Source organism: Granulicella arctica (assembly GCF_025685605.1).
GTDB classification, from domain to species: domain Bacteria; phylum Acidobacteriota; class Terriglobia; order Terriglobales; family Acidobacteriaceae; genus Edaphobacter; species Edaphobacter arcticus.
In genome coordinates this window covers 37,810-58,648 of sequence record NZ_JAGTUT010000006.1, presented here as the reverse complement: position 1 = coordinate 58,648, position 20,839 = coordinate 37,810, and the positions used below count along the sequence as shown (strand labels likewise).

Annotated in this window: 14 protein-coding genes; 6 read left to right on the top strand and 8 right to left on the bottom strand. The window is 53.4% G+C overall.

Annotated features, from left to right (window positions below; translation table 11 throughout):
- Window positions 1-6 precede the first annotated feature (6 nt).
- Together cysC and OHL20_RS24480 are read right to left on the bottom strand one after the other, a co-directional pair.
- Window positions 7-912 (bottom strand): adenylyl-sulfate kinase, encoded by a 906-nt coding sequence (gene cysC, locus OHL20_RS24485; protein WP_263385932.1) that lies wholly within the window; start codon window positions 910-912, stop codon window positions 7-9.
- A 799-nt stretch (window positions 913-1,711) separates the two neighbouring features.
- Complete coding sequence (locus OHL20_RS24480) at window positions 1,712-6,331, bottom strand: RHS repeat domain-containing protein (protein ID WP_263385931.1); 4,620 nt, start codon at window positions 6,329-6,331, stop codon at window positions 1,712-1,714.
- Between the two features lie 700 nt (window positions 6,332-7,031).
- Between OHL20_RS24480 and OHL20_RS24475 the strand changes: the two genes are divergently transcribed.
- On the top strand, window positions 7,032-8,264 hold the full coding sequence (locus OHL20_RS24475; protein WP_263385930.1) for an IS110 family RNA-guided transposase: 1,233 nt from the start codon (window positions 7,032-7,034) through the stop codon (window positions 8,262-8,264).
- An 81-nt stretch (window positions 8,265-8,345) separates the two neighbouring features.
- On the opposite strand, the gene OHL20_RS24470 is transcribed toward OHL20_RS24475, so the two are convergent.
- Complete coding sequence (locus OHL20_RS24470; RefSeq protein WP_263385929.1) at window positions 8,346-8,732, bottom strand: VOC family protein; 387 nt, start codon at window positions 8,730-8,732, stop codon at window positions 8,346-8,348.
- A 120-nt stretch (window positions 8,733-8,852) separates the two neighbouring features.
- Here OHL20_RS24470 and OHL20_RS25420 point away from each other — a divergent pair, with 120 nt between their 5' ends.
- The 4 genes from OHL20_RS25420 (at window position 8,853) to OHL20_RS24455 (ending at window position 13,672) form a co-directional block, all read left to right on the top strand.
- Complete coding sequence (locus OHL20_RS25420) at window positions 8,853-9,260, top strand: PadR family transcriptional regulator (RefSeq protein ID WP_396272917.1); 408 nt, start codon at window positions 8,853-8,855, stop codon at window positions 9,258-9,260.
- A complete protein-coding gene (locus OHL20_RS24465) occupies window positions 9,257-9,742 on the top strand; it encodes a hypothetical protein (RefSeq protein WP_263385928.1) in 486 nt (161 codons plus the stop codon). The genes OHL20_RS25420 and OHL20_RS24465 overlap by 4 nt, the downstream gene beginning before the upstream one ends.
- A gap of 230 nt (window positions 9,743-9,972) precedes the next feature.
- A complete protein-coding gene (locus OHL20_RS24460) occupies window positions 9,973-10,887 on the top strand; it encodes an alpha/beta hydrolase (RefSeq protein ID WP_263385927.1) in 915 nt (304 codons plus the stop codon).
- A 1,510-nt stretch (window positions 10,888-12,397) separates the two neighbouring features.
- Window positions 12,398-13,672 carry an acyltransferase family protein gene (locus tag OHL20_RS24455; RefSeq protein WP_263385926.1) on the top strand — a complete coding sequence of 425 codons (1,275 nt, stop codon included), beginning with the start codon at window positions 12,398-12,400 and terminating at the stop codon, window positions 13,670-13,672.
- A 2,074-nt stretch (window positions 13,673-15,746) separates the two neighbouring features.
- On the opposite strand, the gene OHL20_RS24450 is transcribed toward OHL20_RS24455, so the two are convergent.
- Window positions 15,747-16,004, bottom strand: a complete 258-nt coding sequence (locus OHL20_RS24450; RefSeq protein ID WP_263385925.1) for a hypothetical protein — start codon at window positions 16,002-16,004, stop codon at window positions 15,747-15,749.
- 555 nt (window positions 16,005-16,559) lie between these two features.
- On the opposite strand from OHL20_RS24450, the gene OHL20_RS24445 reads away from it, so the two are divergent.
- Window positions 16,560-16,853, top strand: coding sequence for a hypothetical protein (locus OHL20_RS24445; RefSeq protein ID WP_263385924.1), 294 nt, complete (start codon window positions 16,560-16,562; stop codon window positions 16,851-16,853).
- Between the two features lie 13 nt (window positions 16,854-16,866).
- Here OHL20_RS24445 and OHL20_RS24440 read toward each other — a convergent pair whose 3' ends face one another.
- The 4 genes from OHL20_RS24440 to OHL20_RS24425 all read right to left on the bottom strand — a co-directional run bounded on the left by OHL20_RS24440 (window position 16,867) and on the right by OHL20_RS24425 (window position 20,747).
- Window positions 16,867-18,168, bottom strand: coding sequence for a hypothetical protein (locus tag OHL20_RS24440; protein ID WP_263385923.1), 1,302 nt, complete (start codon window positions 18,166-18,168; stop codon window positions 16,867-16,869).
- Window positions 18,169-18,227: 59 nt separating this feature from the next.
- Window positions 18,228-19,193: a VWA domain-containing protein gene (locus OHL20_RS24435; RefSeq protein WP_263385922.1), complete on the bottom strand. Its 966-nt coding sequence runs from the start codon at window positions 19,191-19,193 to the stop codon at window positions 18,228-18,230.
- A gap of 130 nt (window positions 19,194-19,323) precedes the next feature.
- A complete protein-coding gene (locus tag OHL20_RS24430) occupies window positions 19,324-20,331 on the bottom strand; it encodes a hypothetical protein (protein ID WP_449555764.1) in 1,008 nt (335 codons plus the stop codon).
- Window positions 20,232-20,747, bottom strand: a complete 516-nt coding sequence (locus OHL20_RS24425) for a hypothetical protein (RefSeq protein WP_263385920.1) — start codon at window positions 20,745-20,747, stop codon at window positions 20,232-20,234. The genes OHL20_RS24430 and OHL20_RS24425 overlap by 100 nt, the downstream gene beginning before the upstream one ends.
- Between the last annotated feature and the right edge of the window lie 92 nt (window positions 20,748-20,839).

Sequence of the window (20,839 nt, the reverse complement as noted above, 5' to 3'; positions counted from 1 at the left end):
CATGTACTACTCCCGGCCGCTCCAGGTCGCAAACTGCCGAATCGTACGTAGATCTCGGGTAGCGTCGCCGGAATAACGAAGAGCACGATCATCCCAGTAGATCGTTGCGACTGGCTTGTCACCGAGGTTCCGGTAGTCCGAGTTTCTGTTAATCTCGTCATAGGGCACTTTGTGATTAATTAGGTAATTTCTGATATCAGTTTCTGAGCGAGTCGTGTGAATCACAATCTTCCAACCTTCACGCTGCAGGGCTGCCAGAGCTTCCAAGACATCGCGCCGGGGAAGTCCATGTACTCCCTCCCCCTTCCAGCCGGTATAGTCAGCAATAACGCCGTCGAAATCTACTGCTAGGGTTTTACGACGGGATGACGGAATCGAAACGGATATTCCCTCACGAGATTCGAGTGCCGCGAATACCTTTTGCGTACTTTCGGCAATACTTTCTATTGCGGTGTGGCACGTCACTGTTGGATTTGATGGCGGCTCAAAGGGCGAGTCGATTCCTGTGACTTGCGTAATTAGTCCTTTACGTGCCCGTCTGTAGAGCCCTTTTGGGTCTCGGAACTCGCAAGCCGCAAGCGGAGCATCGACAAAAATATCTATAACATCTGGTATTGTTGATCGCACCATTTCTCTCATCGTGTTAAGTGGGCTGATAGCAGCTACGAGGACTACGATTCCGTTTTGTGCCAAGAGTTTCGCAACGTAGGTGAGACGACGTACGTTTTCAAAGCGATCGTCCAAGCTGAAACCAAGATCGGAGCATAGTTCCTCTCTCACCTTATCAGCGTCAAGAATCTGCACTGGTCTCATCTGGGCTGCAAGCAATACTGCTGTCGACGCACACAGCGTGGACTTGCCGGAACCGCTCAACCCGGTGAACCAAATTACATGTCCGTGGCGTGTTAGCACGAGTACTCTCCTCGATCGCTAAAATTATTCATAGGCTCCTCTAGTAACAACATGCTCACCAGGCGGCAATTGATAAATGCTCCCAATTGTTTATGATGGATAGGTTCGGGAACAACGCTATGAAGTATCAAGTTGTGGCGGTTCTTGGCTGTGTGTCGTCTACTACTCATTGCTAAGTCTATGCGCAGGCTTCTACCTTATGGGAATCGTTGATAACTCAATAGGACCATCGCCATATTGGTCGCGTATAATCCGCAGCAAATATATCTTGTCGTCAGAAGAAGCGATTACAAGACGCCATATGATGGCATCCCTCGTTGGCTCCTGCCTTCATCATTTGCACTGCCTTATCAAGAAAGCAGTGTTCGCATCGGATGCACAGATTTCCCAAGTATGCAGCTAAGGATTGACTGTAAAATCGTAACCGCATTCATCCCGACCTTCGGTACAAGATTTAAAACGGTATAAGCGCACCGCATTCACAACCGCGTCAAAGAAGCGCTTGTCCCCCCCTAATGGAATTATCGAAGCAGCCCTACCATCCTTTCCGATTACAACATGCACTCTCACCTTACCGGATAAGCCATAACATGCCGTTCCTTTACTGCAATCTACAGCGTGGCCATGAACGATGCGAAGAGCCGGCGGCGGCGGAATCGGGGTGACCTCGGATGGTTGGATATTATTTTGGGCCTCACTTTTTCGAACGGGAGCGAATAACAGAATCCATGCCAGAAGACTGCATTTCAGTATGTTGTTTGTCACCATTGTTTGCCCCTATTTCTCAAGTGTTTTTTCTCTAATGCTTCGCGGCGCTTGTCGCCCACGTAATCCACGCCTGGCAGTTATTTATTAAAATCTGTGCCGCAGTCGCGGTAACAGCATAGGGAGTTGCGTCCGCAGCAGTGAACATCGCAATTAAGGCTGCAACAGCAGGCGAAAGAACCGCGTCGACAGATGTGCCAACTGTTCCAATCCCAATTATGAGATTTTGTCCAGAGGTATCTTTAGCCATGGCGTTCTGAAGAGAGAGCAAGCTTTGATTCAGGCTTGAAGTGAAATCGGCGTCGCTTCCTCCAAATATCTGATTCCCGTTGTTATCGTAGACTTGGAGTTCATTCATCGTGCCATCGGCGCTATAGTCATTTATGACTTCTAGAGTGTTGCCATAAACACCCGTATAGTCATTTGTAACTTCGTAAGATCCATTGGAATCGTAATGGACAGATTGAGTCCAGCCCGATGTGGCTGGTGTACCATCATCTAGCTCGGGATCATTTGTACCGATTGCGCCACTGCCACCGCTACCATGACTGGGGCTGCTGTCGCCTCCGCCTCCTTTGCCGCCGCTGCCGGTGTTGCCAGGATCGCCGGATGGGCCTGAAGTCCCGGATATGATGAGTCCATGGGGGTCAACACGATTGATGGGATCGTTGGCCACGAATGCGTACCGGTTCCAACTTTCCGGGCTGGAAAGATTTGCGCTTCCTTCATAGGGGTCAGGCGACATGAACCGGCCGAGGGTACTTGAATAGTAGCGTTGCTCGGCGTACTTCAGGTCCGTGTTGACATCATCTTCATACCCATCGAATTTGCTTCGTTCGTCGTCCTGACTCTTAATTTTCTCGCCGAAAGGCATGTAGTTGGCCGTCTTCGCACCTTTCTTTGCGCTCCAAGCACGAGTTGATCCAAGTCGATCGGTGACAACCACATCCCCTGCCGACTGGGCGAGTCGTCTGCCGAAGTAGATGTCGGTTTTGGCAACACTGAAAGCGAGATTTCCTGACTTATCCTTTGCCAAGATATAGGTCGCGAGATTTATGGTCCCACTATAAAAATCGAAGCTCTCCGTGCCATCCGGTGCCACCTTCCAAACACGCAGATTCTTGTAGTCGTAGCCAAAATGCTCTACCCCGCTCGGACTCTCAAGCCGAGTAAGCCGGTTATTTGCGTCGTACTTCATCTGCATATACGGAAGTTGAACGAGGTTGCCGCTCGCGTCGTAGTCAGTCTTAGAATCTACGATCCGGTTGTTCGCAGGGTCGTACACAACCTGTTGAGAATAGCCCCGACCCTGGGTCAAGGTCTGACTGGTTCGATTGCCGAATTCATCATACGTGTAGCCTAAGCCCCACGCTCCATCGCTACTTACGGCTGCAGCAAGCCTGTCTTGGCTGTCGTAGCCGTAGGATACTGATGTCCCTGTAATGTTATCTGTTTCGGAGATCACTTTGCCGTCATTGGAACGGTAGGTATAGGCGAGATCGACAGTAGGAAGCTGCCCGCCTCCGGATGTTGGGTCTGCCGGTGCAGCGATCAAACGTGTAGCCCGGTTACGAGTGTTGTACTGATATCCCTGAATGAGGTATTGGCCTATGTTTTTGGCATAGAGTTTCATCGAGGTCAGATTCCCTGAGCTGTCGTACGCGACATCCTTGACGGTTGCATCGGAGGCAGTCGAAACGCCACTTAGACGCCCCATGGAATCGTAGGTATAGGACAGAGTTGGATCTCCGAAGGGGTACGTTACCGATGCAACCCGGCCTTCCCCGTCGTAAGTTATGTGCAACTCAAGATCGGCATTGTTGCCACCGCGATTCACCCTGAGACGCTTTGCAGCTAGTTGACCGGAGACGGTATAGCTGTACATCTCAGTCATAAGACCAGGCAAGGTGTTAGCATTTCCCCATTGCACCGCCGCAATACGTCCTTGAGTATTTTTGGAAAAGGCTGAATCGAACGAATTGCTATCGTAATAATAGGAATAGGATTCATTCGGAAGTGGATCGCCCTTGGCAGTAACTCGATTAACCAGGGTGATCCGTTTATTGGCATCCCTGGTATACACACAACTCTGACCTTTAGCATCCATTGTCGACGCTAAAGTACCATCTTGATTGTAGACTAGGTTTTTAAGACCGCTCTCGGGATGATGCTTCTGGGTCACTCGGCCACCGGAGTCATAGGAAAAACTTCGAGTCTGTGTGGCACCGGCTCTTGGCATCGTAACCGAGATCAGCTTTCCTAGAGCGTTGTACGAGTACTGGGTCTCTACAGTTGTGGTGTTGCTTGCATCCGGCATCACAACTTTTTGGATCTGGCCAGTTGCATTTCTAAAGACCTTCTTCCATCGACCTGAAGGACTGGCGATTTTCACCGAGTTTCCAGAGTAGGAAAACGTGGTGGGGGCGCCCGTCTTTACTGAATCCTGAGATATCTTTCTACCGAGATCGTCGTAAGCGGTATTCATCCACTGTGGTTCGTCTCCCGGTGCTTGCGGCAGTGATGTCTGCACGAGATTACCCATAGGGGCGTTCGCTGCCGGCCCATAGGTGTTTAGCACTAAACTATGGGTACCTGACTCATCGCCCTTCTCGGTTTTGATCACTTGGCCGAAGCCGCCGTAGATTGCTCTCCGCCACCTGCCATTGAGTGAACTGGTGACCGTAGATGGGCCATTATCGTACCCGAAGGTGACAAGCCGTCCGTTCGAGTCGGCTGTAGTAGCGGGTCTGCCTAGACTGTCATAGGATAGAGCCGTTTGGTTTCCATTCGGACGGGTCACCGTCGTCAGCTTTCCGCCGGAGTAGCCCATCTGCATGGCCAGATTTTCGTTGCTGTTCGGGATGATTATTCCTAGCCGAGTGTTATTGCTGTCTTCTGCTGGAACCAAGGAGATCTGACCCTGAGTGCTGTCCTGTATGACACTTGGAGTACCAGTGATGTCGTATTGAACGCGACGATAGACACCTCCTACATAGCTCTCGGTTATGTTGCCACGCAAGGCGTTTCCAACATTGAATGTTGTCGAATCGTGTTTCGTAAGGCCTGGACGGTCGATGATCGGAGTAGTGTCATACTTCAAGCTGCGAGTATTCACCGCCTTCCCACCGCCTTGCACCTCGGTCGAGTTCCGCAAATTAAGGATATGGCGAGCAAGATAAGCCTGATCGGTCACATGCGTGTGCTTGATAGTCCGAGCAGGACTCGCACTTTTGTCATAGTCGAGCAGCTCGTGTGACGCTAGATTTCCATAGGCATCACGGGAAATCTGATGGCTCGATGTTTTTTGGCCGGCAGTGCCCGGATCAAGTACGGTGGTTTGATTCGAGATGTATGGAATCCCTGTATCCGTGTTGCTCCATGCAAATGACTTCTGCCGCGCAACCTTTGCTCCACTCAATGAGGAAACCGACAACGCATGCCCCAAATGGGCTGATCCAGAAGCACTGGAAAAGCTCCATATTTTTCGTGCGCCGACAGTCGGTCCGCTCACAATTGCAGAACTGTGAACCTCTTCGCCACTATCGGAAGGGTCTCTATCAAACGAATGTGTATGTGAGTTTGAAGGCGAATGAGGATCCAACAGTGAGCGACTTGACACCTCTCGAATGGCACGGCCGTTGTGGAAGCTGTAGGTCCGGTAGTCCCACCCCAGAACCCCCCCTTGCGGCTTTTGGCCTTGGGTCAATTCTCCGTGAAGATTGTATTCAAAGATATGCTTTAGCCCGGTTCCATCTGTCACAGAAGCGAGCATCGTTACCTGGATGCTGACGCTGTTAGCTTCCGCAAAAGGGGACGATACTTGTTGTTGCACATAAGAAAACGAATAGTTCTCTAAACTGCCGACTGTGTTGACAATCGAGTGCAACCGCGGCAACTGGCCAGAACTATACATAAAGATGTAGCTGAATTGGCCGTCTCCAGCAAAGCCAGCACGGGCATCTTGAATTTGCGAAATCCTTCCGCTTGAGTTGCTACCTGTCTGACCGATCCCAGCCAGGTAGCTAACCACTATCTGATTACCATTTGTATCCTGAATTAAGGTTGGATACATTGTTCCTGCGTCGTCCTCATGTGGCCCTGCGACCGATCCGAACGTCATTGACGAGCCGTTTGCGAGCCAAAGCGTCGACTGTGCCGGATCCCAGGTTACATAGTGACCATTAAGTGACCGCCATACATTTCCGCTTTGCGTCATGCGGTACTCTGCGCCAGAACCGTCGACGAATGTAAAACCACTGGCGGTAGTGCCGTTCGTCTCAGGAATAACGGATGAAATATGCAGACGCCACGCATAGCCCACACAGGAGTCGCTCCCATAAGACTTCGAGCCTGCTAGCCCTTGCTTCCATATCTGCGAGTTGTAGGTCAATGAGACAGGCACACTGCAAGATCGACTCATTGCACGCAGCAACGACATTGAGTAAGAAAGATTGCCTGAGAGCAGATCGATTTTCTCACCTCCATGCCCCCAATATGCACCGTTGCTTCGTACGCCTACACGGCGGATATCTGCGCCTTCGCCTGTCGTACTGTGTCCTTGAGCATCAGCGCTCGAAACTAATAGAAAAGGAGAAAATCTGCTTGTGGCAGCCAGTCCCATACCCAGCTTCCCAAAGTTGCGCCTAGTAATCATCACGATTCCTTTGTAGTGGTGTTGTTGCTCTACTATCCACGAACGGGCGATCTATGGTCGTCAATGGTTCCATTCAGATTCATATGCAGGCGTTATAGGAATGTGCTTCGACGAAACCGTATCATCAGCAAAACGCTAGAAATAGGTGAGCCACTGCTGCCCGGGAGCACTTCCGTTTAGATGTTAGATTACCGATAGGCAGAAACTAACCTAGGACGGAACTCATGTCAAACGAAAGTTTGCCTTTGCTACACACAGTTCGGGGGTGCGACGAAGCATCTGTGCGGGAGTTCTTACTGGTAGTTAATTACCTAAGCGCAACAACTGAAAGCAGAACAGTAAAGTTGCTTGCATCAGAGCTAGCGAATTGAATCGCGAAAGCAATCACTGTCTCGATGCTGAGCAGCTAAACACTGAGTGCCCCTATTGTCAGTTGTTTCCCTTTTACTAGGCATGATAATCAGCGATGGCCGCGACGCGGCCGCACTTGAGGATGAGAAGGGTTTTCGTTGACCTGAAGCGTGGGGTGGTGGAGACTTCAGGGGCGAACAGGTAAAGGGTCGCGGACTTATTGGTGGTCTGACCCCGAATGATAATCTGACCCGCCGGCGGCTCACGTACATCTGACTGGTGCTCTCTTGAGCCCGTAGAACAATATGCCCAACTCGCCGCCGGCTGCTTGTCCGCATTGGAGGAGCAGATGATCGAAACGATTCTAGAGCGATGTGCCGGCATCGATGTCGGCAAGAAGTTCGTCGTGGTCTGCGTCATGACCGGTGGCGCAAGAGACGAACCCCACACGCAGATCAAGAAGTTCGGCACGATTGTGAGCGAGCTTCAACGGCTCGCCGAATGGCTGGTCGCCGAAGGTTGCACTCATGCCGTGATGGAGAGCACCGGCAGCTACTGGAAGCCGGTCTTCAACCTGCTTGAGGCGCACGTCCGTGTGATCCTGGCGAACGCTGTGGACGTGCAGAACAGGCGCGGACACAAGACCGATCCAAACGATAGCCGCTGGCTGGCTCATCTTCTTCGCCACGGCATGATCCGGCCAAGCTTCATCCCTCCGTTGGCGTTTCGTGAACTACGAGACCTCACGCGTCGTCGCAGGCAGCTCATCGGGGAGAACTCGAGGGAACGGAACCGGGTTCAGAAGGTGCTTGAAGATGCGAACATCAAGCTCGGTGACGTGTTGTCAGACGTCTTCTGTGTGTCGGGCAAGTTGATGCTCGCAGCGCTTCTCGACGGCCGGATGACCGCAGAGCAGATCGCTGATTTGGCCAAGAAGAAGGCCCGAGAAAAGATCCCACAAATTACGGCTTCCGTTGCCGATCATCGGTTGAGCGACCATCAGCGCTTTCTCATCCGGCATGCTCTTCGTCATCTCGAGTTCCTTGATGAACAGGTAGAAGCGCTCAACACCGAGATCCGACGGCACTTGACGGACTCGGCACTTGCCGAAGCGTTCCATCTGCTCCAGAGCATTCCGGGCATCAAGGAAGAATCCGCCGCCAGCATCCTGGCCGAGATAGGAGCGGACATGGAACAGTTCCCAACAGTAGCGCAACTCAGTTCATGGGCTGGCCTGTGCCCGGCGAACCACGAAAGTGCTGGCGTCAAGAAGAGCGTTCGTACGAACCGGGGAAACGTCTGGCTGAAAACAACGCTGACGCAAAGCGCATGGGCAGCCACCAACCGAAAGGGTTCACGGCTGCAGTCGCGTTACCACGCACTGAGATCGCGCTGCGGAAACAAACGCGCCATCGTGGCGCTCGGGCACACGCTGCTTAAGACAATCCACGCAGTTCTCTCAGCGAAGATGCCCTACCGAGAAGAACCTTTGATAACTCCGAACGACAGGGATGTCGAACGCGCCCAGCACCACATACGCTGCTTGAAGAAACTCGGATACAACACCTTTGCGGTCGAGTAGGAGCTATCTATTCTCAGAACAACGTCCTTTATCGTATGTAAGTTTGCGGTGGAGGCGACTTCATCATATGACCTACTCGCTTCATTGACCAGCGGGTGGTTGGCATAACTCGACCTTGTTTCCTTCAGGATCGATGACCCAACCAAACTTCCCGTACTCAGAGTCGTCGATCTTGTCGAGGACGTTGCAGCCCTCCGCTTTGAGAGCCTCGATGAGAGCGTGAAGGTCTTCAACGCGATAGTTGACCATGAATGAGGCTTTGCTTGGAGCAAACTGGGCGCTTTCTTCCGGAGCAACAGACCAGGCGGTCGTTCCACCCGTAGGCTTGCCATCCGAGTCGGTCCAGTCGAATGCTGCACCGCCCCACGTCTGAACATCGATGCCAAGATGACGCTTGTACCAGGCCTGCAGCGCAGGTGCATCCTTTGCCTTGAAAAAGATGCCGCCGATATCAGTGACTCGCTTCATAGAACCTCCGCTGTGTTCACAGCGAGTGTACCTTGCTGAGACGGTGGTTTCAGAGAGTGCAAAGTCGATTCGGCTAACTGGCTGACCACTTTACTCGGCCTTTGCAAAAGCTTCGGGCGTATGGATGTGCGTTTTTTTGCAAAATCAACTTGGCCCATCGCAGCGGCCGTGCAATACTACTACGCAACACGTAGTAGTCGGAGCACGATGATGCCTAACCACACAAAGGATCTTGGCCAATATTCCGATCCTCCTTTGCTCGTACTTGCGAGCCTAGCCAGTGGTCCAAAGCACGGTCATGCCATGATCGAGGACGTTGCGCGCCTCTGTGGAACGCGATTGGGACCAGGAACTCTATATGGAGCGATCAGCCGGCTGGAGCAGGAGGGCTGGATTGAACCCCTTCCACCGGAAGAGCGGCGCCAACCCTATCGCATTACGACCCAAGGTCGTAGCGTACTCCGTGCTCGCCTTTCTGCGATGAAACAGCTTGCGCAGGTGGGGTTGAGCAGGCTGGAGGTGAGATGAACCGCATTTTGGCGCGCTTGCATTTGCGTCTCTATCCTCGGCGTTGGCGCACCCGTTATGGAGAAGAGTTTGAAGAGTTCCTTTACTTGCGGCCGGCGGGCCTTCGAACATCAGCCGACTTGGTGCGTTCCGCCTTTTCAGAGCTTATTTCACCCACTTTCGGAGCAGACATGACCAAATCACCACAGACGTTTAGCGCACTTTCGAAGCAGCCCAGCGCGTTCCTGCCGTTGACCATGTCTCTTCTTGCATTAGCGACAATGGCGTTAGGGCCATGGGTTTTTGGAGATTTTCGTGCCAAGGACGAAGGACCTACAGCGCATATCTGGCAAATCCTAATAGCGGGCCAGCTTCCGGTCATCGCGTTCTTCGCGTTCAAGTGGTTGCGTCGATTACCCGGTCAGGCTGTCAAAGTTCTTTCTGTTCAGGCTTCCGCCGTCTTGGTGAACTTCGCGGTTGTCTTCCTCATGGGTGTTGGGTGAACGGGCAAAATCAAAGTAAGAATGATCTAAATTGCGTTGAGCTCGCTCAAAGTGACTTCAACGCCGACAACTCCGGTTGTAGGGGGTGTTGCCGAAAACGCCAGTTTCAGGGATGCGGATTGAATGTTTGCGATGGGTCATCCTCAACGGAGTTTGAACTTCATCTACTGAGCGTTGGATAATCATCGCGCAGCCATAGCGATCGTATCGGCGATTGCAGGAGAGGTTCTATGATTCTTCGCGCGGCGTTGGTCCTGCTGACTTGCGGATTAATGCTCGATGCCAAGTTGGAATCGCAAGTCCCGGCCCAGGCCTGCAAGAGCACGGTTACCGGTCATCTTGAGACGATTCCACTCGAGAGCAGAGTCTACGGCAAGAAGCGTTTTCTTCGTGTGTGGCTGCCGCCCGGCTACTCCGACTCGGCTCTGGCATCAAAGCGCTATCCGGTGCTCTACCTCTTCGACGGGCAGTTCCTCTTCGATCGCTGCACCTCGCAACCGTTTCCAGATGAATGGCACGTTGACGAGATCGTGACAGACCTCATCCTTAAGAGAACACTCGCGCCCTTGATCGTTGTTGGTATTGATAATGCTGGGCCTGGTGTGCGCGAAGACGAGTATTCCCGATACGGCGAGGTATCGAACGCACCACAAAAGCTGTCTGCCTTCATGACGACTGAAGTTCTTCCGCTGATCGATGGGAAGTATCGGACGACAGCGGATCGAGCACACCGTGGAGTCGGCGGCGCTTCTCTGGCGTCCCTCGCCGCGCTGACTCTGCTGCTCGATCAACCGGATACATTTGGCTTGGGCCTGCTGGAGAGCACGTCACTCCAAAATGGGAATGGCAGAATCCTGCAGGAGACATCTCAGGTGGTGCAAGGGCCAATACGGATATCCATAGGAGTCGGAACGGCGGAGGTTCCGCCGGCGGAAGCTGCCGCACATGGATTTCCTAGATTCGATGGTGCCTTTGTCACAATGAGCCAGACGCTGGCTAACAATTTTCAGAAAAGTCTGATGAACCATCCGGACGTGAGACTGACCGTGCAACCGGGCGGCCAACATCAACCGAAGTATTGGAGCGAGAGATTCGGCCCCGCGGTGAGCTTTCTGTTTCCAACGGAGCAACAGGCCCGAGAGTAAGGGCTTGGCACACGGAGAGAATGCGGCTCCCTGATTGTAGGTAAGTTCCGCAAAGTCTTGGCGGTGTTATCGGCAACGTCGGCCATTCAGAACGGCGGATTGGGCTCAGGTTGGCCATAATCCCGTCTCTCATACCTGCTTCGATTGGAACTATCCTCTGTCCAAGCTCGACGTCCTTACCCCATTAGCGAACGACTGTCTCCTCGGAAGAAAGGTCGGCAAGAACATCTATCGCGTTCATGAAGTCAGCTCCCGTGCCCGCGTAAGTAGCGGTGCCTCCCCGAGAACGGCAATAGTCGGCCTGCGATCGACCCATCTGCCACTCGGCACATAGGATTGACCCGTTGCGATAACGACGAGCAAGTGCCTTCTGCCTAAACATTGCCGACCGCTCAGCCAACCATAAGTCGTCCGGCTGGGCAGCGAGTTTAGGCGGCTCATTCTGGAGAACTACCTCGGAGTACGAAGTTCGAAATGTGGGAAATAGGTGAGTGAATCTCTCCACTTTGACTCCATTCTCTGACTGCGAAACGACCATCCATGGAAAAGCAAATGAAGCACTGAATGGATACGTGATCCGGTTTGGGTGGGTAGCTCTCCAGCCAAGAACGACAAATACCTTCCAAGCTAATGCCATGCTCACCAAGACAACGGCAGCACTCGTTAATAATATTGACCGTCGCATTGAGCCCTCGTGAGCAGCATACATAGAGAGACGATACCCGATATTCCGTAAAAGTCGGTGTTATCGGCAACGTCGATTTCGTAGTTTCCCAAAAAGACCGTTTTCGATAGGTGTCGAGTACCACCTCCAAGATGAAGGTGATAAAACAGTGCCGCTCCTCATGCGAAAGGACCTCCAGCATGGTAATCGTGAATTCGAATGTTCCGCTAGCATTCCTCAAACCATGGATAAAGGAACGAACTGAGTAAGGTAACCCGGCGAAAACAACATTTGTGAGTATTTAGGTGTAGATGGTGAGGTGAATATGCGGCTCTGTTCATGCCGGGTGTTAATTCTAGGCTTGTTGCTTATTGTTGAACCCCAAAGCACGCTCCCGGAAATCGCCGAAGGCTTGTGGGGCAGCAGTCTTTGCCAGAGTGCAAATTCCGAACCGCCGTGGGTCGCGAGCTCTGCGATCAGCCTTGCGAAAGGTCATGGAGAGTACACAAGGCCGAAGACCTAAGCTTTACTATCAAGTCGCCCAGCGAGTAAAACAAACTGCAAGGTAAACAGGTGTATCTTACGTTTCTGTTGACAAGTACTACACCACGAAGGCAAGTTGTCGTATAACAGTAACCAACCTCAAAGGTTTATCGGAGCCTTGATCCGCGCGTTTGGACGTAAAAAGAACTGTTTATTCTGAGTGGTTTTGAGAAGTGGTCTCATAAAGTTGTTTCAGAGAGCCACGAAGCCTGAGAAGGAATTCGATCGAGAGTTGCGAGAACGAAGAGGTTTCTATTTTGGACTCAACTTGCAGAAGACCTGACCTCTTGCCCAGACGCGCAGATGGATAACCCGAACTCACAGGTAACAGAATCGATCCTCGAAACACCCGTGAAAGACTTCGACACCATGCGCAAGATGCGTGCGGAGCCATTGCTTGTTTCGTCTCGAACTGCTCAAGTGGGATGGCATGTTTTTGTTGATAACGTTCGCTTCTGGTCTATGCTTGCGATCATCGCAATACATGCCACCGGCGCATTTGATCTTGTCAATGCGCCTTCTTCATGGAAAGATGCACTGAAAGTTCCATTGAAGTTCGGAACTGTTGGATTCTTTCTCATCTCCGGCTTCCTCCTTGGGGAGCGTCTTCAAACAAGCCGCCGAACCCACTATTTCGGTCGACGCGTCAAGAAGGTTTTTCTTCCATGGCTCATCTGGGTGACGGTATTCATTACCTACACAATAAGCCTTGATCTCCTTCACCATCGATTTGTACTAAGCCTGCACAACCTGCTACCTGTCCTATTTGGTCGATTGAGGGATTGCCTGCTTTCGACATCATTCTGGTTCGTTCCAAATCTGCTGCTTGCACTTCTTGTTCTGCTTGCATTGCGTCGATACCTGTACGATATCCGTCTTGGATTGGTTCTTTTGGCCGTTCACCTGTTTTATGTAGTGAACATCTACAGACTGTGGATACCTAGCTCGCATCTCGAAGCTCTGTTCGGGTTCGTCTTTGATCTGTGGCTAGGCTCGTTCGCTTCAAAGCACATCGTCAAAATGACCCAATGGATAAGCGAAATCTCACTCAACACGATGGTTGCGCTGACGCTTGTAAGCCTGACAATGGCCTACGCGGAAACACTGTTGCTCGTACATCTACATTCCGTCGATCCCAGCAACACACTCCGATTCACCAATCAAATCTACTCCATCATGGTCGTTCTTTTCTTGATGAAGATCCCCACCGCGAGCTGGCCACGCTTTGTGAACGTGCGCCGCGATACGTTCGGCCTGTACCTAACACACAGCATTGTCATGGACCTATGTTGTAAAGCTTGTCGCAGGATTCCGCCTTTCCTCACAGCGCGACTCCATATGAATCAGGGGGAGGAAGGGGTGTTTCTTTGGATTTTGGTATTGGTCTTGACATATACGGGGTCGCTGCTCATTACCCGCGTGCTCGCATCCTCGCCAGAGACACAGTGGCTCGTTGGCGCCGAATTCCCTGTGCCCACCCCAAGGCATTTTCCGCGGTTCCTTCAGCTAGGCCGCTTCTCCTCGCTCACCCTGCGGAAAGCAAGAACTTTTATGACAGTTCGTAGCGATGAAAGATAGCTCGTGCGGAGCAACGCAAAATCGAACTGCCGCGATTCGGCCATCTGCTCTGCCGCGCGTTCGAGATAGACGGTATTCCAGTGCGTGATCGCAGCCACAATCAAATTCAGACCGCTTGCCGGTGCCGTCTCATTCTGCGCTAGAGTAACGACCTCTCATCCAGAACGTCAGATAGACGAAGCCGATTACGACAAGCTGAAACACTCTGCGACGGAATCAAATTCACTCCAAAAACATCGTGTAGACCAAGCGCTTCTATGCGTACTGACGAACCCCAAGCACTTCAACGAGCATGGATGCATAAAGATTCCATCAGTGCCGCGCCTGCTATCGGCGGAGAGACTCAATGGCGACGTGATCATGACGTTCGACGATGGCCAATGCGCTGTATTCAGCCTCTCTTCTGCATAAAACCTTAGATTAAGCCGAGATCGTCAAAGACTCCGAAGACGACATTGAAGTTCTTGCTCACAAACGCAACGCTAGGCACTGCGTACTGGACACCTCAACAATTCGGTCATTTGCCTCGAAAACCCAATAAAGCACCCTCGCATCTGATGATGATGCAACCAGGTAAGCCGATCCTCAAGAAGAGTCCTTCAGGGACACACAGCATTCGCTGTAACCCTTTCCTATTCTTCTTCATGCTGGCGATCATCGTGGCTGCTTTCGTCTACCTGGCAGTGCGTCCGTCCTCAAGCGGATTTGCATTGAGAAAAGCCGCTGTAGCGCAGAAACAACGTTAAAGCTGGCATGCCATAAACCAACGAATTGCGCGGAAGTCGTTTCTAATGAGTCAAGCCTTTCCAAAAGAGGTTGAGAGTCAGCCATGAGAGGGATGAGCCTATCCAATTCGCAATCGGCTTCATACTAAAGTTATTCCAAATCCAGTAGCCCGTTTCTGTATGCTCTTGCCGACTTTCGTTTTTTCTTATCGATGTCTATCGCCCACTAGAAGCGGCGCGGAGGCTGAAGGACCTCACGAAGTGGAGGTGGTACTCGCTGCCAGCACATTCACACCAGAGGCATTGAAAGAGCTTCTCGCGACATCCTTTCTTTGAGCCGCTCAAACCGCATCAATGGGCGATTCAGTACAAAACACATTGACCATCATTTAGCGCAATTTGGTGTAGCAGGCCCGCTCAAGCACGTCGCCGGTATCTCTTTCCCGCAGAGTCTTTCGGCAACTTCGGTCGTATTGAGCAAAGCGCCGTCTCGGCGGACGAAGTAAAGGGGGACGAGAGCAGGTAAGCAGAACGGATTTCACTGCAGCAACGCTGCTACTATCGCCTATGCGGAAATCATCGAAGATTGTGGATCGCGAACCCGTGATTTGTCCAAAGTGTAAAAACCAGAGCGCAGTCCGCGTGCACCGTCATGGCATCGATCGATTCTGGAACCTTGCCGGGTATTGGCCGTATCGCTGCGCCAACTGTAGCAGCCACTTCCGCACCCGACACCGCTCATAGAAGCAGTAGCCTAACCAAGAGAAGTCTTTGTTCCCCTTCGCTTTCGAATCGAAAGGCTTCGTGCGGTGAGAACAATTGCAGTGCCTGGTTTGACTCTCTGCCAACTCCGCACACCCATGTATTCGTGGATCAGCTTCAGTTCTTAAGATCAAGAGCAATCCTTCTGGGCACGGCAAAGCAGAGGAACGTGTTGTCTTCAAACGCTGCCTACGAGACATCGAATTGCATCCAAGTGAAATGGCTGTTGCTTCTCCGATCGAGTTCTCCTATCCGTGCTGTTTGCTCCATTCAGATTGTCCATGTTGGGGAATTCGATGCAGAACCTGCCAGACGACCTATGTCTTCGGTAAACATGGAGATCCTGAATTCGGATCGATGAGCAGCATTCCTTCTTATGGCGTGTTCCGTTGTTCGAATGGACATCGGCATGTCTACTTCGCGAAAAAGTTGCAGAACCAGCACATTCCCTGCGATGTATCCAGAGGCGCCATGAGAGACAATCGAAACGCTTACCAGCAGATTCATACAGTGCTGGGACTAGCCGCCATCAATACTAAATAACGGTGCAGTAAGGGTGTCCATCGTTGTCGAAAGGCAACATGTGGCTATACCGGGTTGCACTCCGCACACTCATTGACATGGTTCCAAAACTTGACCGAGTCCCCATGGGCGTCCGGATCGTCTTCGGCACTGAGGGGTGCGAGAAGAGAAGCATTGGGTTTCCGTGTGCAGTGTTCCATCCAGAGTTCGATCCCTACAGGACATTCCAGGAAGAGCGCAGCAACATTGATCGTCCCAGGAAACTCTTCTGCCAGCTTACGGTGAAGATGTTCTTGCACTCGCAGAACGAGGGCTTCATCCATTCTTCTGCTCATCGTTTCAACCTCAGAGGACACCGTTCGTCGCACCGCTTTATCTCTCTTTAGATGCAAGGCTCCTCCCACAGACTGTTTTCGATGGGAGGAGCTTTGTTGTTGGGCCGGTTAGTTAGTGCTGTTTGTGATCAGCTTAGTTGACGGCCCCCTTCTTGGTGACCAGTGTCTTGGTTGCCGAAGGTGCCGGTACCTGGACGGTATTGGACGTGGATGCCCTGTAAGCATCGTGCGTCAAAGGCCTATCGTCTCCCGGAACATATTTGAGTTGCGGCTTTCGTACATAGGGGACAGTTCAAGAAAGGGTAATTTATGTACGCTAAGCAGGGGGCCCGTCAGAATTCGGAAAGTAAAGCACGTTAGTGGCAGAGTCTGCCAATGAAATCAACAACATACAGTCACGTCACGCGAGCCTTGATGTAAAGTACCAGTGCTGAGCTAAACCCTTTGTTCTCAATGAGCCTGCCGAGATTATCGTGCCCTATCTCCGAATTCTGCCGGGACCCCAGGATAGGACTTCACGTCATCCCGCCGCGTCAGAAGGAGATGATTCTCATTGCGAATGGGAACGCAAGCAGAATCGGCATCCATACCTCCATCGGCGACTTCGCGGCTACTAAAGATGGCAAGACCTACGGCCCGCTCAATACGGACGGCGCTTTCTACAACATGAAGATGCTGATGTTCGATACGAAGAGCCGCCCGATTGGCATTCTCGTGATGGAGATTCCAGCGACCTCAGCCACAAGCGAAGCAGACGCCGCTCGTCAGGCGGAAGCTCTCCGCAAAGAGGTCTCTGAGAAGATTCCTGATCTCGAATGGCTCTTCCAGCACTCGTAAAAGACGCAAATCCTCATCGTTCCGACAGCGTCACCTCAATCTCGGTATCGTGCGGAAAGGTCGTGTCATGCCCTTTGGCGATAAAGTGAAAATAAACAGACTTGGCGAGGGAGTAGTAGGCAAAGCCTTGAATGACGCTGGTGTTTCTCGTACTGAGCGAGACAACGCGGGCGATCAGACCGAAGCCGTTGGAAGAGACGGTTGCGGCGCCTGGACGGGGTGTGCCTGGATGCTCATCGTCCGGCCCGGCTGCGGCTGCAAGGACACCCAGGAGCAGCGGTTCAGCGTACTTGGCGGGGCCATCGCTTGCTTTGACCTCACCTTCCTCGTCGATGGTGACATGCTGGCCGGGAGCCGTCTCGGCTGCGGAGAGCCGGCCGTGAATCTCGGTAAGTTGCGTAGGTCCGTCTGCTGTCGGAAGATCAAGGTTGCGAAAGGCGAAGCGCAGGTCGCCATTGTGCCCGAAGCGGCGCGCGGCCTTGGTCTGCACGACCTTGCCGTGCAGATGCGTTCCTTCCGGCACCAATAGCCGGGAGCCGTCAGCCGAGAGCAGCGGCCTGGTGATGATGGCTTCGACCGGGTCGTCGCGCCGTGCCGTCTCCGAGGTGAGCGGCGAGGTGAGACGAGCGTGCAGCGCACCCTGTGGCAGGCGTCCGTGAAGGTCCTCAAGCGGCAGCTCAGGTTGTGAGGTATCTTGTGCGATCGCCGGCGTCGCAAGGTCGGCGTTGTACCTCGTCTTTCTCCAGAGGATTTCTGGGTGATACGGCAACTGGCCGATTGCCCACTTTTCAACAATTTCACTGTAATGGCGATCCTTCACACCCTCGCTGACATCCTGCTTGCTCTTGCGGAACGCCGCGCCGATCCGCTCCTTGATGGATTGCTTCTTAGTCTTCGTGCCGAGTGTAAGCACGCTCGCATCGGTCCGCACGGCCGGCGCATCGATCGGGATGGTGTAAGCCGCCACGCTGCCCTGTGCAGGCACCGTAATGGAGCTGAAGACGATGTCCGGCACCCTGGGCGGCGTAAAATCAGCGGCGAGCAGGCGTTGTACATGCTCCTGCCGGGAGCCGGGATGCGTGCCGCCAATCTTTCCAGACACAAGCGAATTAGCGGGAATGAGCTGGTGATCCACAAGGTAGAGCGGTTCGGTAAGATGCCCTCGGACAGACGCTCCCCTATGGCTCCGAAGACTATGGTCCAATTCGATGCGCAGTGCGGTGCCGGGTGGCAGTGTCGCCTGCTGCGCCGGCATGGAGCAAGCCGCGACTGTGAAGATGCCGCCCGCGAAAATAGCTCCGTACGATCTCTGCATAAGCTCCTTGACCTGACAACTCTGGTTGTTCTCGATACTGACACACTTGCTGACTGGAGCTAGTTGTTGGAGGTGGAAGCCTTTGTGCGAAGGTATCCCTTACGTGTCCGGACGACCAGGTCGCGGTGGCTTGAGGAAGCCGCCTGCACGGCGATCGTCCGATATCCATCACTCGATGTGTTGGACGGAGGCCGGTAGCCGATGGTGTATTGGTTGCGAATATCCTTTGAGACCTCGGCGGCGATCCTGTCGACCTCCTGCACCGAGGCAGGAAAGAAGGCGATGCCGCCGGTCTCGTCCGAAAGGGCCTGCAGATCATGACGCGCCCGCCGTGCGTCCGAGCCCGGCAGGTCGTACAGCAGGCCGATGCTGTAGATGACCGGGCCGTTCGCAGTCTGCACACGACGGATCGCGGAGGAAAGGTCGGCGGCAGAAGCGTTGTCCCGTCCGTCCGTCACCACCACGATGACCTCTTTGTTCCGGTGTGAGGCTTCGGCCAGGTGGTTTGCCGCCGAGATGACGGTATCGAACAACGCGGTTCCACCGGAGACCGTTTTGCTCTGCCCTAAAGCCGACTGCAATCGAGGTAGATCGCTTGTGAAGTCCTGGTCGAGGTAGCTTGTGTCGGCGAAGTTCGTCACGGAGGTCTCGTCGTCGGGGTTCGACGCCTTGATGAGATCGACGGCAGCCGCCTGCACAGCCGAACGCTTCTCCTTCATGGAACCCGAGCCGTCGAGAACCAGCGCGAGTGAGACCGGGACATCCCTGTGGTCGAAGTGGGTGATGGCGACAGACGCCTTGTCTTCGGCCACCTTGAATGCGGAGCGCTCGAGGTCGGTGACAAGGTTGCCCTGATGGTCAAGCACCGTGCAGTAGAGCAGCACCTCTTCAACATTCTGGTGCAGCAGGTACGTCGGTGAAGATCCTGCGGCCTCTGGAGCAGGAGTAACAGCCTGTGCGAACGAAAACTGCACCAATGAAGCAATCAACAGCGTCTTTCGCAACCAAGGACGAAAGTGTTCCACTCGTGAGTTCCCCTGTGTGTCTGGTAGGCGAGATGTCTTGTAGACAATGTGTCTTGTAGACGATTTGCTTTGCGAAGTGACGGCATCGATCTGCAAGAATCCCCCCCCGCCCTGAATAACAGAAGCAGCCTTAGAACCTGTAGCCCAGAGAGAACTGGATCTGCCGGGTAGCCAGAGCGGCGGTGGGTTCACCGAAGCACGACGAGCTGAGTGTGCCGATATAGCTGGTATAGTTCGTGCGGTTGAGTACGTTGAATCCCGAGACGCCCGCGGACAGAAATCTGGCGTTGTCGCCTTTCTCCTTGCTCAGGAAGAAGTCGTGATTGTAGATCAGGTCGAGCGAAGCGACACCTCCTCCTTGAAATGTGTTCCGGCCTATCCCCGCTGGTCGCGCGTTGCCGAGTCCTGTGTGGAAGAAATCGTCGCCGGTCGTCGCCGTGAAGGGCAGCCCTGAATACAGTGTGGCATTGACCCCGAGAGATAGCCAGTGGTCCGGGTTGATGTTGCCAATCAGGTTGAAGCGTTGACGCCGGTCCTGGTCGGCCCGGCCCCACTCATCATTCGGTAAATATTGGTTCTGGGGGAATGCATTGATGCCGCCGGTATTGCCGGCGAAGCGAGAGAACGTGTATTGCGCCTGTCCGGAAAACCAGCGTCCCGCGCGGCCCCGATACGAGAGATCGAAGGCGTTGAGAAGCGTGCGCCCGCCCGATTCGATCTGCTGAATCTCGCCGTAGCTTGAGTCCGGCCGCGAGTAAGTCGCCGCAAGGTCAGGATTCGTTGGAAGTATCGGTGCATTCGCATCGCGCGAGCGAAAGCTCTTCGCCTGCACCTGGCCGCGATATGCGGCCGTGACGGTCACGGAGTGACTCAGTTGCCGTTCCACACCGAAGCTGTACTGCATGGCGTAAGGGGTTCGCACGTGGGGATCGAACCGCACCAGGTTGGTTGGAAGAGCGCTGTAGCTGACGCCCTGCGCGAGAGGGAAGGTGGGATTCTGAATCTGCACCGAATGGAGTACGACACCATCATGGACCTTTACGGTGCCCGGAAAATCACCGCCGGTTCGATCATAGAAGATGCCGGCACCCGCACGGACGACCGTCGTGCTTTTGCCCGGCGCATAAGCAAGCGAAATGCGTGGCGCGAAGTTGTTATCGTCCGGCAGAAAGGTTTGCCACTCGTAGCGGCCTGCACGCCCCCGCCGATAAAAGAGCCGCTCACCTGGATGGACGGCGCACTGCTTACGCTGCGCGTGAGGTCTTCATCTTTTTCAAACGTAATCTGAAGCTGGTTTATAAGGTTCGGTGAGACGATGATGCGATCGTTGATGATGAAGTCATCCTCGCGCGATTGCAGATTAAAGCCTGCCTCCGGCAGAACGATTCCGCCCACGCCGGCGTTGGCGCTGCTGCTGTGCTCGAAGTTATAGGCGAGGGAAAGTTGATGCGTCGGCGACAGGTCATTGGTGACCCGGATGGAGTACTGCGAGTTGCGGTTTGGGGTAAGGACGTTCTGTACGATGGGACCGTTCGGTCCAACCGCATTGACCACAGCGGCGGTGTCCTGCTGGCGATACGAGGCGGAGCCGATAAAGCTAGTGTGGACATCGCAACCAGTCTAGTGCCGGTTCAAGGGAGAGGGCA

Coding starts and splice junctions, on each gene's coding strand:
- OHL20_RS24480 (WP_263385931.1), bottom strand. CDS start 6,331: ATGATTACTAGGCGCAACTTTGGGAAGCTGGGTATGGGACTGGCTGCC.
- OHL20_RS24475 (WP_263385930.1), top strand. CDS start 7,032: ATGATCGAAACGATTCTAGAGCGATGTGCCGGCATCGATGTCGGCAAG.
- OHL20_RS24470 (WP_263385929.1), bottom strand. CDS start 8,732: ATGAAGCGAGTCACTGATATCGGCGGCATCTTTTTCAAGGCAAAGGAT.
- OHL20_RS25420 (WP_396272917.1), top strand. CDS start 8,853: ATGGATGTGCGTTTTTTTGCAAAATCAACTTGGCCCATCGCAGCGGCC.
- OHL20_RS24465 (WP_263385928.1), top strand. CDS start 9,257: ATGAACCGCATTTTGGCGCGCTTGCATTTGCGTCTCTATCCTCGGCGT.
- OHL20_RS24460 (WP_263385927.1), top strand. CDS start 9,973: ATGATTCTTCGCGCGGCGTTGGTCCTGCTGACTTGCGGATTAATGCTC.
- OHL20_RS24455 (WP_263385926.1), top strand. CDS start 12,398: ATGGATAACCCGAACTCACAGGTAACAGAATCGATCCTCGAAACACCC.
- OHL20_RS24450 (WP_263385925.1), bottom strand. CDS start 16,004: ATGGATGAAGCCCTCGTTCTGCGAGTGCAAGAACATCTTCACCGTAAG.
- OHL20_RS24445 (WP_263385924.1), top strand. CDS start 16,560: ATGATTCTCATTGCGAATGGGAACGCAAGCAGAATCGGCATCCATACC.
- OHL20_RS24440 (WP_263385923.1), bottom strand. CDS start 18,168: ATGCAGAGATCGTACGGAGCTATTTTCGCGGGCGGCATCTTCACAGTC.